The organism is Montanilutibacter psychrotolerans (assembly GCF_003719825.1).
Classification (GTDB): domain Bacteria; phylum Pseudomonadota; class Gammaproteobacteria; order Xanthomonadales; family Xanthomonadaceae; genus Montanilutibacter; species Montanilutibacter psychrotolerans.
Genome location: NZ_RIBS01000011.1, coordinates 64783 through 80980, shown reverse-complemented (window position 1 = coordinate 80980; position 16198 = coordinate 64783). Strand labels below are relative to the sequence as shown.

The 16198-nt window shown below is 69.5% G+C and carries 13 protein-coding genes; 9 read left to right on the top strand and 4 right to left on the bottom strand.

Annotated features, from left to right (window positions below):
• Nucleotides 1–380 precede the first annotated feature (380 nt).
• Entirely contained in the window at nucleotides 381–3224 is a 2844-nt protein-coding gene (glnE, locus tag EER27_RS16050; protein WP_123089155.1) for a bifunctional [glutamate--ammonia ligase]-adenylyl-L-tyrosine phosphorylase/[glutamate--ammonia-ligase] adenylyltransferase, read from the top strand.
• 37 nt (nucleotides 3225–3261) lie between these two features.
• Here glnE and EER27_RS16045 read toward each other — a convergent pair whose 3' ends face one another.
• Nucleotides 3262–4584 carry an acetamidase/formamidase family protein gene (locus EER27_RS16045; RefSeq protein ID WP_123089154.1) on the bottom strand — a complete coding sequence of 441 codons (1323 nt, stop codon included), beginning with the start codon at nucleotides 4582–4584 and terminating at the stop codon, nucleotides 3262–3264.
• 518 nt (nucleotides 4585–5102) lie between these two features.
• Entirely contained in the window at nucleotides 5103–6083 is a 981-nt protein-coding gene (locus tag EER27_RS16040) for a mitochondrial fission ELM1 family protein (RefSeq protein ID WP_123089153.1), read from the bottom strand.
• 108 nt (nucleotides 6084–6191) lie between these two features.
• Between EER27_RS16040 and EER27_RS16035 the strand changes: the two genes are divergently transcribed.
• The 7 genes from EER27_RS16035 (at nucleotide 6192) to EER27_RS16005 (ending at nucleotide 12067) form a co-directional block, all read left to right on the top strand.
• Entirely contained in the window at nucleotides 6192–6782 is a 591-nt protein-coding gene (locus EER27_RS16035) for a malonic semialdehyde reductase (protein WP_123089152.1), read from the top strand.
• A gap of 143 nt (nucleotides 6783–6925) precedes the next feature.
• A complete protein-coding gene (locus EER27_RS16030) occupies nucleotides 6926–7519 on the top strand; it encodes a YceI family protein (RefSeq protein ID WP_123089151.1) in 594 nt (197 codons plus the stop codon).
• Nucleotides 7520–7527: 8 nt separating this feature from the next.
• The gene (locus EER27_RS16025) at nucleotides 7528–8232 is read left to right on the top strand and encodes a pirin family protein (protein ID WP_123089150.1); all 705 of its coding nucleotides are present in this window, start codon (nucleotides 7528–7530) and stop codon (nucleotides 8230–8232) included.
• 169 nt (nucleotides 8233–8401) lie between these two features.
• On the top strand, nucleotides 8402–8599 hold the full coding sequence (locus tag EER27_RS16020) for a zinc-finger domain-containing protein (protein ID WP_123089149.1): 198 nt from the start codon (nucleotides 8402–8404) through the stop codon (nucleotides 8597–8599).
• Nucleotides 8600–8695: 96 nt separating this feature from the next.
• Nucleotides 8696–9808: a glycosyltransferase gene (locus tag EER27_RS16015; RefSeq protein ID WP_123089148.1), complete on the top strand. Its 1113-nt coding sequence runs from the start codon at nucleotides 8696–8698 to the stop codon at nucleotides 9806–9808.
• Nucleotides 9789–11144, top strand: a complete 1356-nt coding sequence (locus tag EER27_RS16010; protein WP_123089147.1) for an O-antigen ligase family protein — start codon at nucleotides 9789–9791, stop codon at nucleotides 11142–11144. The genes EER27_RS16015 and EER27_RS16010 overlap by 20 nt, the downstream gene beginning before the upstream one ends.
• A 38-nt stretch (nucleotides 11145–11182) precedes the next feature.
• Nucleotides 11183–12067 carry a lysophospholipid acyltransferase family protein gene (locus EER27_RS16005; RefSeq protein WP_190285841.1) on the top strand — a complete coding sequence of 295 codons (885 nt, stop codon included), beginning with the start codon at nucleotides 11183–11185 and terminating at the stop codon, nucleotides 12065–12067.
• A gap of 114 nt (nucleotides 12068–12181) precedes the next feature.
• Here the strand turns inward: EER27_RS16005 and lpxL are convergent, their stop codons facing one another.
• On the bottom strand, nucleotides 12182–13153 hold the full coding sequence (lpxL, locus tag EER27_RS16000; protein WP_123089145.1) for an LpxL/LpxP family Kdo(2)-lipid IV(A) lauroyl/palmitoleoyl acyltransferase: 972 nt from the start codon (nucleotides 13151–13153) through the stop codon (nucleotides 12182–12184).
• Nucleotides 13154–13286: 133 nt separating this feature from the next.
• Here lpxL and waaA point away from each other — a divergent pair, with 133 nt between their 5' ends.
• The gene (gene waaA / locus EER27_RS15995) at nucleotides 13287–14582 is read left to right on the top strand and encodes a lipid IV(A) 3-deoxy-D-manno-octulosonic acid transferase (protein ID WP_123089144.1); all 1296 of its coding nucleotides are present in this window, start codon (nucleotides 13287–13289) and stop codon (nucleotides 14580–14582) included.
• Nucleotides 14583–14741: 159 nt separating this feature from the next.
• On the opposite strand, the gene EER27_RS15990 is transcribed toward waaA, so the two are convergent.
• Nucleotides 14742–16166 (bottom strand): TolC family outer membrane protein, encoded by a 1425-nt coding sequence (locus EER27_RS15990; RefSeq protein WP_123089143.1) that lies wholly within the window; start codon nucleotides 16164–16166, stop codon nucleotides 14742–14744.
• Nucleotides 16167–16198: the final 32 nt, after the last annotated feature.

Below are 16198 nucleotides of genomic sequence, written 5' to 3'. Positions count from 1 at the left end.
TGCAGCAGATCGGCGCCGCCATGCGCAAGCTGTTGCACCTGATCTTTGGCGTGGTGAAATCCGGCCGGCCGTTCGATCCAAACTACTTGCCCGGCAGTTGACGGCCAAGACGGTATCTACGCAACGTGCGCGCCGCGCACCGACGATGGCGCCGCAGGAGGTCCCGGGTAGGGTGCATTAGCCGAAGGCGTAATGCGCCGGATGGGACACGCGATGAAAATCAACCGCGACGTGAACACATACGGCGCAATGCCCTTCGGTTATTGCGCCCTACGCAACGTGTGCGTCGCCCGCGGACGATGGCGCCGCAGGAGGTCCCGGGTAGGGCGCATTAGCCGAAGGCGTAATGCGCCGGATGGAGCGCATGCCATCATTCGCGCATGACCTTCGATCCGAGTGACGCGGACGACCGCGACGCCCCTCTGCTCACGCGTGCGCTGCAACGCCTGCGTGCCGTGCTGCCGGACGCCGCGATCGGCCTGCTCGATGCCGGCAACGAAGCGCGCCTGCGGCGACTGGCCCTCGCCAGTGACTTTGCCGTTGACACCCTGGTGCGCCAGCCCGATCGATTGATCGCGATGCTCGAGGACGCCGGCTGCGGCGCCGCGCCGCCGCCCGTGCTGCATGCCGACAACAGCGCCGATTGGCCGCAGCTGCTGCGCCGCTACCGCGCTGCCGAGTCGACGCGAATGGTCTGGCGCGACGTGCTTGGCCTGGACGACGTCGACGCCACCCTGGCTGCCAGCACGCGCCTGGCCGAGATTTGCATGCAGGTGGCGCTGGACGCGCTGGAAGCCCAGTTCAGCAAACGCCACGGCGTGCTGCGCAACCGCGATGGCGGCGTGCAGCGACTGGTGGTGTTCGGGTTGGGCAAGCTGGGTGGCGAGGAGCTCAATTTCAGTTCCGACATCGACCTGGTCTACGCCTTCGAGTGCGACGGTGAATCCGACATCGACGGTTGGCCCGGCGCGCGCGTCCTCGATGCCGAGGGGTACTTCACCCGCCTGGGCCAGCAGCTGGCCAAGCTGCTGGACGAACTCACCGCCGACGGCTTCAGCCATCGCGTCGACCTGCGCCTGCGTCCGTACGGCAACGCCGGTCGCGTGGCCTGGTCGTTCACGGCCATGGAGCAGTACTTCCAGCGCGAAGGGCGCGACTGGGAACGCTACGCCTGGCAGAAGGCGCGTCCGGTGGCGGGCGACATCGCCGCGGGCGAGCGCTTCCTGGAGACCTTGCGGCCGTTCGTGTACCGGCGGTACCTGGACTACGGCGCGCTCGACGGGTTGCGCGCGATGAAGGCCGCGATCAGCGCGGAGGTCGCGCGCAAGGAACTGGCCGACGACATCAAGCGTGGCCCAGGCGGCATTCGCGAAATCGAGTTCCTGGTGCAGGCGCTGCAATTGATCCGAGGCGGACGCGAGGTCGAGCTGCGTGGCCGCCGCCTGCTGCCGGCGCTGCGTGCGCTGGTCGCGGGAAACCAGGTGAGCGTCGAGGCGGGCGATGCGCTTGCCTACGCCTACCGTTTCCTGCGGCGGCTCGAGAACCGTCTGCAGATGCTGCGCGATGCGCAGACGCATGCCTTGCCGAGTGACGACAGCACGCGTGGACGCATCGCCCGCGCGCTCGACTACGCCAGCTGGAATGCCTTGCGCGAGGCGCTGGACGCGCAACGCGCGCTGGTCACCGAAGAGTTCAACGCACTGCTGGCGCCGCGACGTGGCAGCGCCGCGCCCGATGCGTTGTCGTCGTACTGGCGCGCACTGCCGGAGGCCGGTGATGCCGACGCGCTGCTGGATGCCGGCTTCGTCGAAGCGGGCAACGCCGACACCATGCTGCGCGACCTGGCACGCAGCCCCGGCGTGCGCGGCCTTTCCGACAGCGCCCGCGCGCGCCTGGATCGCGTGCTGCCGGCGCTGCTGCAGGGTGCCGTGGCGTCGAGCCAGCCGATGCTCGCGCTGCGCCGTCTGCTGGCGCTGCTGCACAACGTGTTGCGCCGCAGCGCCTACCTGGCCCTGCTCGACGAACAACCCGTAGCGCTTGCGCGCCTGGTTGAAGTCGTCAGCAGCAGCGCGTTGCTGGCCGAGCGCCTGGCCTCGCATCCGGTGTTGCTGGACGAACTGCTGGATGCGCGCGTCGTCGGCCCGCTACCCGGGCGCGAGGCGCTGCTGGCGGCCTGTGCGCAGGTGTCCGGCGACGATGACACCGAAGCGACACTGCAGGCGCTCAACGAGGTGCGCCAGGCATTGAGCTTTCGCATCGCCATGGCACAACGCGACGGACGACAGTTCGCTGCCGAGAGCGCGCGCCAGCTCGCCTGGCTGGGCGATGGCGTGGTCGCGCGCGTGTTGCAGCTGGCGCAGGTCGAAGTCGCGCAGGGGCACGGCCACGTGCCGGGGGCGCGGTTTGCGGTGCTGGGTTACGGCAGCCTTGGCGGCGAGGAGCTCGGTTTCGGTTCCGACCTCGATCTGGTGTTCCTCTACACCGCCGATGCCGATGCGCACTCCGACGGCGCCCGCTCGCTGGACGCGCAACGTTGGTTCGCGCGATTGGGGCAGAAGGTGGTGGCGCTGCTCGGCGCGGTGACGGCGGCCGGACGCCTGTTCGACGTCGACGTGCGTCTGCGCCCGGACGGCGCCAAGGGATTGCTGGTGTCCAGCCTGGCCAGCTTTGCCGACTACCAGCGCGAGCGCGCCTGGACCTGGGAGCACCAGGCGCTGGTGCGCGCGCGTAGCGTCGCGGGCGACGACAGCCTGTGTGCCGATTTCGAAGCGGTTCGTGCCGAGACCCTTGCGCGGGCCCGCGAGCCGGTGAAGCTGCGCGAGGACATCGTGGCGATGCGTCGGCGCATGCGCGCCGAACTCGATCGCAGCGACGCGGCGGTGTTCGACCTCAAGCAGGGCGAGGGCGGGCTGGTCGACCTGGAGTTCCTGTTGCAGGCGGTGGTGCTGGAGCAGGCGGCCGCGCAGCCGGCGCTGCTGGTGCCACGCAATACGCCGGGCCTGATCGATGTCGCGCGTCGGGTTGGCGTATTCGACGCGGTCACCGCAGCGGGATTGCAGGCCGCGCACGCGGTGTTGCTGGCGCGAGGGCTCGACTGCACGCTCGATCGCCGCGCACGTCGCGTGCCCGCCGATGCCGACATCGACGCCGCCCGCGCTGCGATCCGCGATGCCACGCGCGTCCACGGGTTGGACTTCCCGGGCGCGCCCGGCCCCAACGCCTGAATCCTGCCCGCCGGCGCAGCGGCTCCAGGTTGAATTGTCAGAGCGCCTCTGCCGAAGCGGCAGCACCTGTTGCCGTGGGGCCCTGGCGGAGCAACGACTTGTCGAGCTTTGCGGCCACTCCGACACTTCGCCCCGCGAGATTGGGGACGGTGTAGTGCGCCGCGCTACCGAGGATGACCGCGCATTCGGAAAGCGTGAATCCGTAGTCCTGCTGCAACCATTGAACCAGTCCCGTCGTCGCCGAGCGCAGCGCATCATCCAACGAGCCCGCCTGGCCAAGAGCCATGATCTGGGTCGGTGATTCAACCCGCGGCATTGCGATCGACTTGCCCTTGAGTACCTCGACCGTGAACTCGACATCCATCGAGGTTTCCAGCGCGTACTGAGACGTTTCGCCATCGCCTTGCAGGGCATGGGCGTCGCCCAGATACAGCAGGGCGCCGGGCTGTTGGACGGGGAGGTAGACGATGTTGCCTTCCACCACTTCTTTGAAATCCATGTTGCCGCCAAATCTCCCCGTATCGCCGGTGGAAATGGGGGCGGAGCCGAAGCCCGGTGCGACAGCCAGTCCGCCCAGCATTGGGCGGACCGGTACGGCAAATCCTTTCAATCGGTCGGTCGGCGCTTCAAGACTGGCCAGGCCTCGCGCTCGATCCAGCTTCCAACGCACCGGCTTGCCCAGGTCACCCGCATCGGCGGCAAGGCTGGAACCCAGCGCGCGGCCGACGATCGTGTCCAGGCTGTCGGCATAGTCTCGATTCAGGCGCAGGCGATTGATTCGCACGACGAGTGTGTCGCCAGGCGAGGCGGTGGCGATAAAGAAGGGTCCGGTCTGGGGATTGCCGAACAAGGCGCGCGTGATGCCGTTTTCGTCCACCCCGCCCGAATCGATGGTCTTGGTGTGCACCGTGTCTCCAGGCCAGATCGTGAGTACCGGCGAACGGTGTGGGCTGAATTCGTTGGAATAGTCCTCCGGTGCAAACTCGTGGCGGCGCGGCGGCCCGGCAGGACGATCGGGGATCCGGCGGGCTGAAAAGGAGTGCTTGGCACGCGCGGCCGGATTGTTGGTGTCCGGGAAGTCGGCGATTCCGCTGATGCGCTCGCCGTCGATCGTGCCTGCGAACGAGTAGATCGCATTACTCGAATCGGTGTCCTGGAACTCGATGACGGCGCCTTTGCGATGTCCAGTGATCTGGTCGCCGTCAATGTCGCCGGTGAGCCTTTCACCATCCTGCTTCAGCGTGAGTGTTCGATAAGCGGGGTTGCCCCACAGATCGGTTGTCAGAACCCACTGCTCGGGCGCCTGCGCGAGTGCAGCCCCAGGGATCAGGCAAAACAACAGGGCGACATGCTTCAACATCGGTTTTGCTCCGTCTCGTATCATCGAAAAACAGGAAACGCCCACCTGGAACGAGTGGGCGTTTGGAATGGAGAATTCTGGGGTCGACGAACGTGGTCCAGCACGTGGCCGCGTGAATCGCTCGAAGCCTAGCGATCGAGCGCGCGATGTGCGAGTGCGATAAGGCCTGGATGGCATTCACCGCAATTCCGACGCTTCATCACCACCAATGGCAAGCGCCGCATGCTTGAATCGGATCGTCGCCAGTGATGGGTTTCTGACCGGGCCGACCGCCAGCGGCGATGTCGCGGTGCTGGCGCGAGGGCTCGATTGCGTACTCGATCGCCGCGCACGACGCGCGCCTCCCGACGCCGACATCGACGCCGCCCGCACCGCGATTCACGATGCCGCGCGCGCACGGGTTGGACTTCCCCGGCGCGTCGGGCGCCAACGCCTGAAATGCCCGCAAGGCGGCTTCGGGCGACGAGCCCCTCGCTCGGCGCTATGCAACGCCGAGCCCCTGCCCATCGCTTTGCCGCCTACAACCCCAGGCGGGTCGCCACGTGCTCGGCGACCCGCGCGGTTTCGCGCAGGGGCGACTGGGCCGGTTCGCTGGTCGGGGCGTCGTCGATCGTGTCGAAGTGCCGTAGCCGACCGGTGCCGAGCAGGGCGTCGACGAAGCGCCGCGGACGGCCGTTCAGCCGATCGGCCCCGGCCACATAGACCGGCACGCGGGTCGCGCAGGCCTCCGACAGCATGTTGACCGAGTCGGCGGTGCAGACGATGCGGTCGGCCCAGCCGAGGACGCCGGGGTAGGGGTTGCTGCCGTCGGCCGGATCGGTCCAGACATGGCCGGACAGGTTGGCCAGCCGCCAGCGCAACGCTCGGCGCACGCCCGGCGGGGTGCGTCGCGAGGTGGTGGCCAGCACGCTGCCGCCATCGCGCGCGGTCAGCGCGGCGACCTGCGCGCACAGCGCTTCCATCTGCGCTTCGTCGAAACGCGCGTGCGAACTCGGCCCCCCCAGCAACAGGGCGGTCCGCGGGCGAGGCAGGCGCGCGAAGGCGGCAAACACCGAGCGCGCGGCGGCCAGCCAGAGGTCATCGACCGGGTTGAGGCTTCCCAGCAGGGTGATGACGTTGTCGCCGCGCAGGCCGTCGTGTTCGGGGGCTACCACGAGGTCCCAGTGGCGCGGGTCCAGGCGCGGGTCGAGGATCTGCACCACGGCGCCGGCCCGGCCGCGCAGCAGGCGCGTGGCCAGTGCCGCCTGCCGGCCGCAGCCGATCGCCAGGGCCGGTGGCGTGGCCATTGCCGTGGCGAAGTCGCGGCCCCAGGCGTGCGCGCTGCGGGGAAGATGGCGCGGCGCAAACCAGCGCCAGGGCACGGCCGCGTCCAGATGCCAGGACCGGGCGGGTCGGCCGAGGGCGGCAGCAAGGGCTTCGGCCTGGCGGACATTGCCTGCGTGGCCGTCGCTCAGTGTCCAGGTGGCGGCGCGGGGCGGCCGTGCGGCTCGTTGTTGCACGGGTGCGGATAATCCGTTTCGAAGGTGGCTTCTGTTGCTCAGCGCGCAAGACTCTACACTTTCGACCCCGGCCGCGGTTTCGTTGCGGCGTATTCCGTTGGAGATCCCATGCACGCAAGCCTGCCGCAAGCCTCGCTCGACCAGCTGTTCCGCACCGCCCGTACCCACAACGAGCTCGGTGGCGAGGTCAGCGACGAGACCCTGCGGCAGCTGTACGACCTGCTGAAGTGGGGGCCCACCAGCGCCAACCTGAGCGCGGCGCGGTTCGTGTTCGTGAAGTCCCCGGAGGCCAAGGCGCGCCTGAGCCCCGCGTTGGACGCGGGAAACCACGACAAGACCATGGCCGCGCCGGTCACCGTGATCGTCGCCTACGACCTGGCGTTCTACGAGAAGCTGCCCTACCTGTTTCCGCACACCGACGCCAAGAGCTGGTTCGACACCAAGCCCGAGGCCGACCTGGACGTGATCGGCCTGCGCAATGGCAGCCTGCAGGGCGCCTATCTGCTGCTGGCCGCGCGCGCGCTGGGCCTGGATACCGGCCCGATGTCCGGCTTCAACAACGCCATGGTGGACGCCGAGTTCTTCGCCGGCACCCGCATCAAGTCGAACTTCCTGGTCAACCTGGGCTACGGCGACACCGCGAAGCTGTTCGACCGCTCGCCACGGTTGCCGTTCGACGAGGCGTCCCAGATCCTCTGACGTCCGTCGGCCATTCGGGTGCACGCGCCCGCAACGCCCGATGCCGTATCTGTGCCACCGTTTCGCGCCTTGCCTGCCTCTTACCGTAAGACCCATCCGGTGTCCGCGCCGGTCCTGCCGTCACCCGCATTGGAGATTCCCGCATGTTGAAGCGTCCGTTCCTCGGCCTCGCCCTCGCTGCCGCCCTTGTCACCACCAGCCTTGGCGCGTTCGCCGCGCCGTTGAGCTACACCATCGACCCGAACCACACCGACGTCACCGCCAGCTGGAGCCACTTGGGCTTCTCCAATCCGCTGGCCCATTTCGGCCAGGTCGAGGGTGTGATCGTCCACGACGCCGACAACGTCACCGCGTCTTCGGTCAAGGTGACCATCCCGCTGGCGGGCCTGAACTCGCACGTCGAGGCGTTCGACGAGCACCTGCGCAGCGCCGATTTCTTCGACGCCGAGAAGTTCCCGACGATCACCTTCGCCAGCACGTCCGTGGAAGCCGCCGGCGAAGGCAAGCTCAAGGTTGCCGGTGACCTGACCGTGCACGGCGTGACCAAGCCGGTGGTGCTGGACGTGACGATCAACAAGATCGGCGAGCACGCGATGGCCAAGCGCGCGGCGGCCGGCTTCGACGCCACCACCACCATCAAGCGCAGCGATTTCGGCGTCGGAAAGTACGCGCCCAACGTCAGCGACGAGGTGATCATCCGCATCACCACCGAAGCGATGGTGCCCAAGGCCGAGTAAGTCAGACGATGATCATCGAACGTCGCTCAAGCGAGCGTGGACGGGTCAAGGCCGGTTGGCTCGACAGCCACCACACGTTCTCGTTCGGGCAGTACTACGACCCGGAATGGATGGGCTTCGGCCCATTGCGGGTGATCAACGAAGACCGCGTCGATCCCGGCGCGGGCTTCGCCGAACACGGCCACGCCAACATGGAGATCCTCAGCTACGTGCTGTCCGGTGCGCTTTCGCACAAGGACAGCGCCGGCGGTGGTGGGGTCATCCGTGCCGGTGAGTTGCAGTGGATGAGCGCGGGCCACGGTGTGCAGCACAGCGAGTTCAACGCCTCCGACAGCGAGCCGGTGCACTTCCTGCAGATCTGGATCCAGCCCGATCGCGTCAATGCCACTCCGGCCTATGCCCAGCGCGGCGCCTTGCCGCCTGGCGCGGGCTGGCGCCAGCTGGCGTCGCCCGACGGTGCCGACGGCAGCCTGGTGATTCGCCAGGACGCCCGCATGTACACGCTGCAGCCGGCGGCCGGTGCGGTGGTCGAGCATGCCCTGTCGACCCGGCGCCGCTACTGGCTCCAGGTGGTGCGGGGTGAGGTCGAGGTCAACGGGCGCGCGCTGGTCGCCGGCGATGCGCTGGGCTATTCCGAAGAGGGCGGCAGCCTGTCGGTGACGCGCCGCGGCGATGACGCGGCCGAAGTGCTGCTGTTCGATCTGCCTCTCTGATCTGCCCGTCTGAACCGAGGGCAGCGGTTGGCGTCGCCGGCAGGGCCGGCGGCGTCGCCGTCGCGGGGGGCGCCATGCCCGAGGCGCCAAAGGATCGGGGGATGGGCTTTCGGCGGCCATCACCGGCGCGGCTGCTAAACTGCCGCCCCCGCTACGCCAGTCCGACGCCATGACCGCAGCCCAAGACCGTCCCACCCAGGCCAACGCCGAGCAGCGCTACACCGTCAGCCGCGCGGACCTGCCGTTGAGCTGCCCGCTGCCGTCGATGGCGCTGTGGAACTCGCACCCGCGCGTCTACCTGCCGATCGAGGCCGAGCGCGAGTGCCAGTGCCCGTACTGTGGCGCGCACTTCGTCCTGGAAGACTGAGCCACCCGCGGGGCGGCCAGGACCGGCCTTGCAGTCGCATACCGCGCTATCGCGCACCCTGCCGGCCTCCATGCCGCGGACCCATCGGAGCCGACCATGCGCCGTCTGACCGTGGTCCAGCTGCTGCCGGCGCTTGAGTCCGGCGGCGTCGAACGCTCCACGCTCGAGATCGCCGCCGCGCTGGTCGAGGCGGGTCATCGCGCGATTGTCGTTTCCGCCGGTGGCCGCTTGCTGCCGGCGCTGCTCGCCATCGGTGCCGAACACGTCCATCTCGACATCGGCCGCAAGTCGTTGCTGGTGCTGCGCCACGTGCCGGCGCTGCGTGCGCTGCTGGTGCGCGAGCGAGTCGACATCGTGCATGCGCGCTCGCGGCTGCCGGCATGGCTGGGCGTGCTGGCGCTGCGCGGCCTGCGCGCGCCATCGCGCCCTCGGCTGGTCACCACCGTGCACGGCCTGAACTCGCCATCGCGCTACAGCGCGGTGATGACCCGCGGCGAACGCGTGATCTGCGTGTCCGACACCGTGCGGCGCTACGTGCTCGAACACTACCCGGCCACCGATCCAAGCCGGCTGCGGGTCATCGCGCGCGGCATCGACCCCGCGCAGTTCCCGCGCGAGTCGCATCCCGATCGCGAGGCACGCGCCTGGGCCGCCACGCAGCATCCGGCGCTGGCCGGCGACGGGCCGTTGCTGCTGCTGCCCGGTCGCGGCACGCGTCTGAAGGGCCACGCCGATGCGCTGACGCTGCTGGCCGCGCTGCGCGCCGACGGCGACGACGCCCGACTGTGGCTGCCCGGTGCGCGCGAACCCGGCCGCGAGGCCTACATCGCGTCGCTCGAAACGCAAGCGGCCGCGCTGGGCATCGCCGACGCGCTGGCGTTCACCGCGCCGACCGCGCAGATCGCCCGCGCCTACGCCGCCAGCGATCTGGTGCTGCAGCTCTCGCGCAAGCCCGAAGCATTCGGCCGCACCGTGCTCGAGGCGCTGTCGGTGGGCCGCCCGGTGCTGGGCTGGGCGCACGGCGGTGTCGGCGAGTTGCTGCAGGGTCTGCAGCCGCAGGGGGCGGTCGCGCCGTTCGACCAGGCCGCCCTGCACGCTGGCGCGCGCGCGCTGATCGCGCGGCCGCCGCAACCACCCGTTACGATCCCCCACACCTTGCGCGCGATGCAGGAAGCCACGCTTGCCGTCTATGCCGAACTCACCGACTGACCTTCCCTCGGCCTGGCGCCAGGACCCACCCGCGAGCGCCGACTCCGTGCACGGATGGCGCTGGGCACCGGCCTGGATCCTGGGCTACGTCGCACTGTGGCCGGCGCCCGGCTATGCCGAGGGCGTGCTGGTGCTGGGCGCATTGCTGGCGATCTTCAAGCTGCTGGCCTCGCGTTTCCGTGGCGGCGGCGAACTGCTCAGTGGCCCCGCGTGGGCACTGACCAGCGTGCTGTTCTTCGCCTACTGGCTGCCCGAGCTGGTATCGGCGTTCGATGCCGTCGACCAGGCGCGCGCCTTCAAGGAGTCGTTCAAGGACCTGCGCTACCTGCCGTTCCTGTGGCTGGCGGCGTCCGCGGTGGCCAACGCGCGCGGGCGCCGGATCACGTTCGGCGGCCTGGCGTTGATCCTGGCCGTGTGGACGCTGGACGCGCTGATCCAGGCCATCGCCGGCACCAGTCCACTGTTCTTCGGCATCGACACCATCAAGCTGGCGATCAGCGGCCACGGCATGTGCACCGTGGCCGAAGCTGCAGCGGCCGATCGCCTCAGCGGCGTGCTGGGGCCGTGCAACCTCAAGCTGGGCCTGGTGATTGCCAGCCTGTCGCCGTTTGCGCTGTACAGCGCGGGACGCCGATTCGGCGCGATCGGCTGGCTCGTGGCCGCGGCCGCCCTGGGCGTGGTGATCCTGCTGGCCGGCTCGCGTGCCTCGTGGATCACCTATGGCCTGGTGCTGGCGGTGTCGGGCTGGCGTCTGCTGGGCTGGCGGAAGCTGGCCGCGGTGTTCGCGTTTGGCGCGGTGATGCTGGGGGGGCTGACGGTGTTTTCGCCGCAGGTGCGCGAGCGCATCGAGCGCACCGCGCAGGCCGTGACCGCAAGCGAACAGGGCGTCGACAACGCGCTGTCCGGGCGCAGCCGGATCTGGGGCGCGGCACTGTGCATGGCGCGCACGCATCCGATCAATGGCGTCGGCGCGCGTGGCTTCCGCGAGGCCTTTCCCGCCTGCGACCAGGCCCCCGGCCAGGCCGCGGCCTGGGGCGAGGGGCCGGCGTTCCATGCCCACCAGATCGTGCTCGAGATACTCAGCGAGACTGGCCTGTTCGGTCTGCTGCTCTGGCTGGCGGGCGTTGCGCTGGCCTGGCGCGCCTGGCGCTTCGCCGATGCGGACGCACGCGAGCGTGCCCGGCCGGCGATGCTGGCGCTGGCCGTCACGGTGTTCCCGTTCAACACGCACCTGGCGTTCTACTCGACGTTCTGGGGCGGCCTGACCCTGCTGCTGGCAGCGCTGTACGCCGGCAGCCTGCTGGCGCGCGATGGGCAGGGCGAAGCGGAGCGCTAGGCGTGATGGCTGAGGCCGGGCGGCCGCGGTGCCGTTTCGTGGCGCCGGCAAATCGGCTGGCCGCGCTGGTGGCGCGTCTGCCGCAGCCGCTGCTGCTGGCGCTCGGCGGCGCGTTGACGGGCTTGGCCACGCCGCTGTTGCGCAGTCGCCGCCGGATTGCGGCGCGCAACATCGCGCTGTGTTTTCCCGAGCTGGACCCACGCGCGCAGCGGCAGCTGCTGCGTGCGACGCTGCGCGCCAACGTCACCGGCCTGCTCGAATCGTTGCGTGGCTGGTTCGCGCCGGCGGCGTCGCTGCGGGGGCTGGTCGAGGTGGAAGGGCTGGAACACGTGCGCGCGGCCATCGCGCAGGGCCGTGGCGTCCTGCTGGTCACCGGGCACTCGCCGCACCTTGAACTGGGTGGCCGGATGCTTTCCGACGCGCTGGGTGAGCCGATCGCCATCGTCGCTCGTCGCAACAACAACGTCTGCATCGAGCGCTTTCTCGACGACGCACGGCGGCGTGCGTTCGCCGACGTGATCGCCAAGAAGGATATGCGCGGCCTGTTGCGCACGCTCTCCAAGGGCGGCCTGGTGGCATGGGCCGGCGACCAGGATTTCAACTACCAGAACGCCTTCGTGCCCTTCTTCGGCGTGCAGGCGGCCACCGTGACTGCCACCGCCGAGATCGGTCGACGCGGCAACGCGGTGGTGCTGCCGTACTGGTTCCAGCGCGAGGCCGATGGCCGGTATCGGTTGTGGGTCGAGCCGCAATGGCCGGGGTGGCCAAGTGGCGATCCGGTGGCCGATGCGGCGCGTTACATGGCCGAACTCGAACGCGTGGTCCGCCGCCATCCGGAGCAGTACCTGTGGGTGCACCGCCGCTTCAAGACGCGGCCGGCCGGCGAGGCGGACCTGTACGCCAGGACGGCGGAAACCCCGTAACGCGTCCGTCCGGAATTCGACGTCGGCGCGCATTACCGTCGCGCCCGTTCCCGCCGCAGCCGTCGACGACGTCGTGCGGTGATGGCACCGCAACGCCACTCCCGCCCAACCGTGTCACTCGCCCGGCGGCGGCCGATCCTTGCGGTACAGCGCCCCGCGTCCATCCGGCTGGCGCTTGAAGCGGCGATGGATCCACAGGTACTGCGCGGGCACGTGTCGAACCATCGCTTCGATCGCGGCCATCACGCGTGCGGTGTCGGTGCGTGCGTCCTTCGACGGGAAATCGGTGAACGCCGGCGACAGGCGCAGCGTGTAGCCACCGTCGTCGCGGCGCTCGTGCGCGAAAGCCAGCACCGCCGCGCCGGACAGCCGCGCCAGCTGGTGGGTCGAGGTCAGGCTGTAGGCCGGCAGACCGAAGAACGGCACGAACACGCTCTCGCCGCGGCGGGTGTCCTGATCGGGTGCGAACCACAGCAGCCCACCCTGCTTGAGATGCTTGAGCGCCGGACGCAATTCCTCGCGGGTGAACATCGCCGCGGCGTAGCGCAGGCGGCCGCGTTTTACCGCCCACTCCATCACGCCCTGATCGTGCGGGCGGTACATGCCGGCCAGTGGCGCGTGGTCGCACATCAGCCGCGCGGCGATCTCCAACGTGGTGAAGTGACCCGACACGATGATGACGCCGCGCCCATCGGCACGCGCCGCGTCGAGGTGCTCCAGGCCTTCGACGCGCAACTCGCGACGCATGGGCGTGACGTCGCCCCACCACGCGCGCGCGAACTCGAACAGGCCGATGCCCAGCTCGGCGAAGCTGTCGCGAAGCAGCGCCGCCTGTGCCGCGGCGTCGCGTTCGGGGAAACACAGCGCAAGGTTGCGCGCCGCGACGAAGCGGCGCTCGCGCAGGCAGATCCGCAGCACATCGCCGACACGGCGCCCGAGCCAACGCTGCAACGGCCACGGCAGGCGAGCGAGCAGCCACGCGCACCCGACCCCGAGCCAGCCCAGCCAGTAGCGAGGCGCCCGTGGCGGCGGACCGGGGGTGTACGGGCTGGCAGCGGCGCCGGTGGAGGCGGATTCGTCGGACATGCGGCAATTCTAAGGTGGCGACCGCGAACGCAGGTGCCGTCATCGGGCGGCAACCAACTTCCGCGCGGTCATCTCGCTCGCCCGCGCGCGCCTCGCGCAACGCACTCCCCGTCGCATTCGCTATCCTTCCGCGATGCGGATTGACCTTATCGAGCGCCTCCTGCGCGGCCTGTACTCGGCCGTGCTCTATCTGTTGGTGCCGATCACGCTGTACCACCTGATCTGGCGTGGCTTTCGCCAGCAGGCCTATTTCCAGCGCTGGCCCGAGCGTTACGCGCTGTATCGCGAGCCCGGGCAGGGGCGCGTGCTGTGGCTTCACGCGGTGTCGGTCGGTGAGGTCAACGCGGCGGTACCGCTGATCAACGCGTTGCGTCGTGGCCGGCCGGACATTCGCCTGCTGGTGACCACCATCACGCCGACCGGATCCGAGCGCGTGCGCGCGCTGTGGGGTGGCGCCATCGAGCACGTCTATCTGCCGTACGACCTGCCCGGCGCGGTCGGCCGTTTTCTCGATCACTACCGGCCGCACGCCGCGCTGATCATGGAAACCGAACTGTGGCCGAACCTGCTGTTCGGCTGCCGCGACCGTGGGGTGCCGTCCTACATCCTCAACGCGCGGCTTTCCGAGCGCTCGTTGCGGGGTTATCGCGTGCTCGCGCCGCTGGTGGCGCGCGCGCTGCGCACGGTGCACACGGTGGCCGCGCAATCGCTGGCCGACGCGGTGCGGTTCGTGCGGCTGGGGGCGGACAGCGACCAGGTGCGCGAAGTGGGAAACCTGAAGTTCGACGTCACCGTGCCCGACTCGCTGGAGTCGTTTGCCGCCGAGTTCCGCCGTCATGCCGGCGTGCGGCCGGTGTGGATCGCGGCAAGCACGCACGAAGACGAGGAGGCAGCGATCATTTCGATCCATCGCCGCCTGCGTGCGCGTTTCCCCGACTTGCTGTTGCTTTGGGCGCCGCGTCACCCCGAACGCTTCCGGATCGTGGCCGAGCACGCCCGTGCCTCAGGCTGGCAGGTCTCGACGCGTTCGCGCGCGCGCTGGCCGCAACCGGGCGACGCGGTGTTCGCGATCGACACACTGGGCGAGCTGCTGAGCTTCTACGCCTGCGCCGATGCCGCCTTCGTCGGCGGCAGTCTGCAGCCGGTCGGCGGGCACAACCTGTTGGAGCCGGCGGCGGCTGGCGTGGCCACCGTCACCGGTCCGCACCTGCACAACTTCGTCGAGATCGCGCAACGCCTGGACCAGGCAGGTGCGCTGCGGATCGGCCAGGACGTCGACGCGGTGGCCGCGGCGCTGGCCGAGCTGCTCTCGCAGCCCGAACTCCGCGCGACGATGGTGGATGCGGGGCGGGTGCTGGTGGAGACCGGTCGTGGCGCGCTGGCGCAGACCCTAGTGCTGCTGCAGCCGGTGTTGCCGCCGGCGCGTTGAGCCACGCGTTGCGGGAAGTCGCCTGGTGAGCTGCGGGCCATGCGCGAACCGTGCGGCACGCGTGACGTGCCAGGTCTCGGCGTCGGATCAAAGAAAAGGCGCGCGCCGGACAGTCCGACGCGCGCCTGATGTTTCTTCTTTCGGCAGTTGGTGCGCGGATCAGTTCGAGGTGCGCGCGGCGGTGTCGGCCGTCAGCAGGCGATTGACCTCCTGCACATCTTCGACGTCGAGCGTGCCGGCAGCCTGTTCCAGCAGCAGGCGGTTCTGCAGGAAGTTGTAGCGCGCCTGCGCGTAGGCCTGCTGCGCGGTGAACAGGTTGCGCTGGTTGTTGAGCACGTCCAGCACCGTGCGGGTGCCGACTTCGAGACCGACCTGCGAGGCGTCGTACGCGGCCTGGGCCGAGACCAGTGCCAGGCGGCGGGCTTCGACTTCGCTGACACCGGCGACCAGCGCCTGGTAGGCGTTGCGGGTGTTGCGGGTCAGTGCACGCTTCTGCTGTTCGAGTTCGTCGTTGGCAATGTCACGCTGGGCCAGCGCCTGGCGCACGCCGGACTGCACCGCGCCGCCGGAGAACAGCGGCACCGACAAGGTGATGCCGATGTTGCCGCCACGGCTCTCGTCCTCGGTGGGACGGCTGAATCCTCGGAAGCTGGTGTCACCCCAGGTCTTGTCGTCGCCGTAGCCCGCGTTGGCGTACAGCGTCGGCCAGTGGCCGGCTCGTGCGGTCTCGACGGCCGCTTCGGCCGACTCGACCTGCAGCTGCTTGGCCTTCAGCGAGGGGTTGTTGTCGATCGCGCTGGTCACCCACTGCTGGGAGTCGATTGCGACCGGCAGCGCCGGCTGGAAGTCCGCCGGCAGGCCCTTGAGGTTGCGTGCGTCCTGGCCGGTGATCTCGGCCAGCGCCTGATAGGCGTCCTCGACCGCATTGCGGGCCAGGATGGTGCTGGCCCGCGCGCTGTCGAACTGGGCGCGCGCTTCGTGCACGTCGGTGATCGGCGCCAGGCCGACTTCCAGGCGCTTGGAGGCGAAGTCGAACTGCTTCTGCAGCGCGGTCTCGGCGGCCTCCGCGGCAGCCAGCGTTTCCAGCTGCACCAGGACGTTGAAGTAGGCCGACGAGGTGCGCGTGATCAGGTTGTCGCCGGCGGCCTCCAGCTGGAAGTCGCTGGCCTGGCTCAGGGCCTTCTGCGAGCGCAGCTGGGTGAAGCGCGAGCGGTCGTAGATCATCTGGCGTGCGCTGACACCCAGGCTGCGACGCGTGGTGTCGCTGGAGCCGTCACCTTCAACCTGGATGATGTCGCCGTTGGCGTCTTCGAGCGGCAGACCGGTGCCGGGATCCACCAACGCGCCGGTGGTCGGTCCGGAGTTGTGGCTGCGCGTCACCGTGGCTTCGGCGCTGAGCTGGGGCAGCATTGCGGCGCGGGCCTGCACGGCGCCTTCGCGGATGGCCAGGCGGCTGGATTCGGCGGCCGAGAGCTGCGGATCGCCGCCGCGTGCCAGTTCGTAGGTCTGCAGCAGGTCCTGCGCCGACGCGGCGGCAGGCAGCAGGGCGAAGGCGAGGGCGAGTACCAGCGGTCGACGGATCATGCGGCTTCCTTGACGGTCATTGGTGAGCGGCC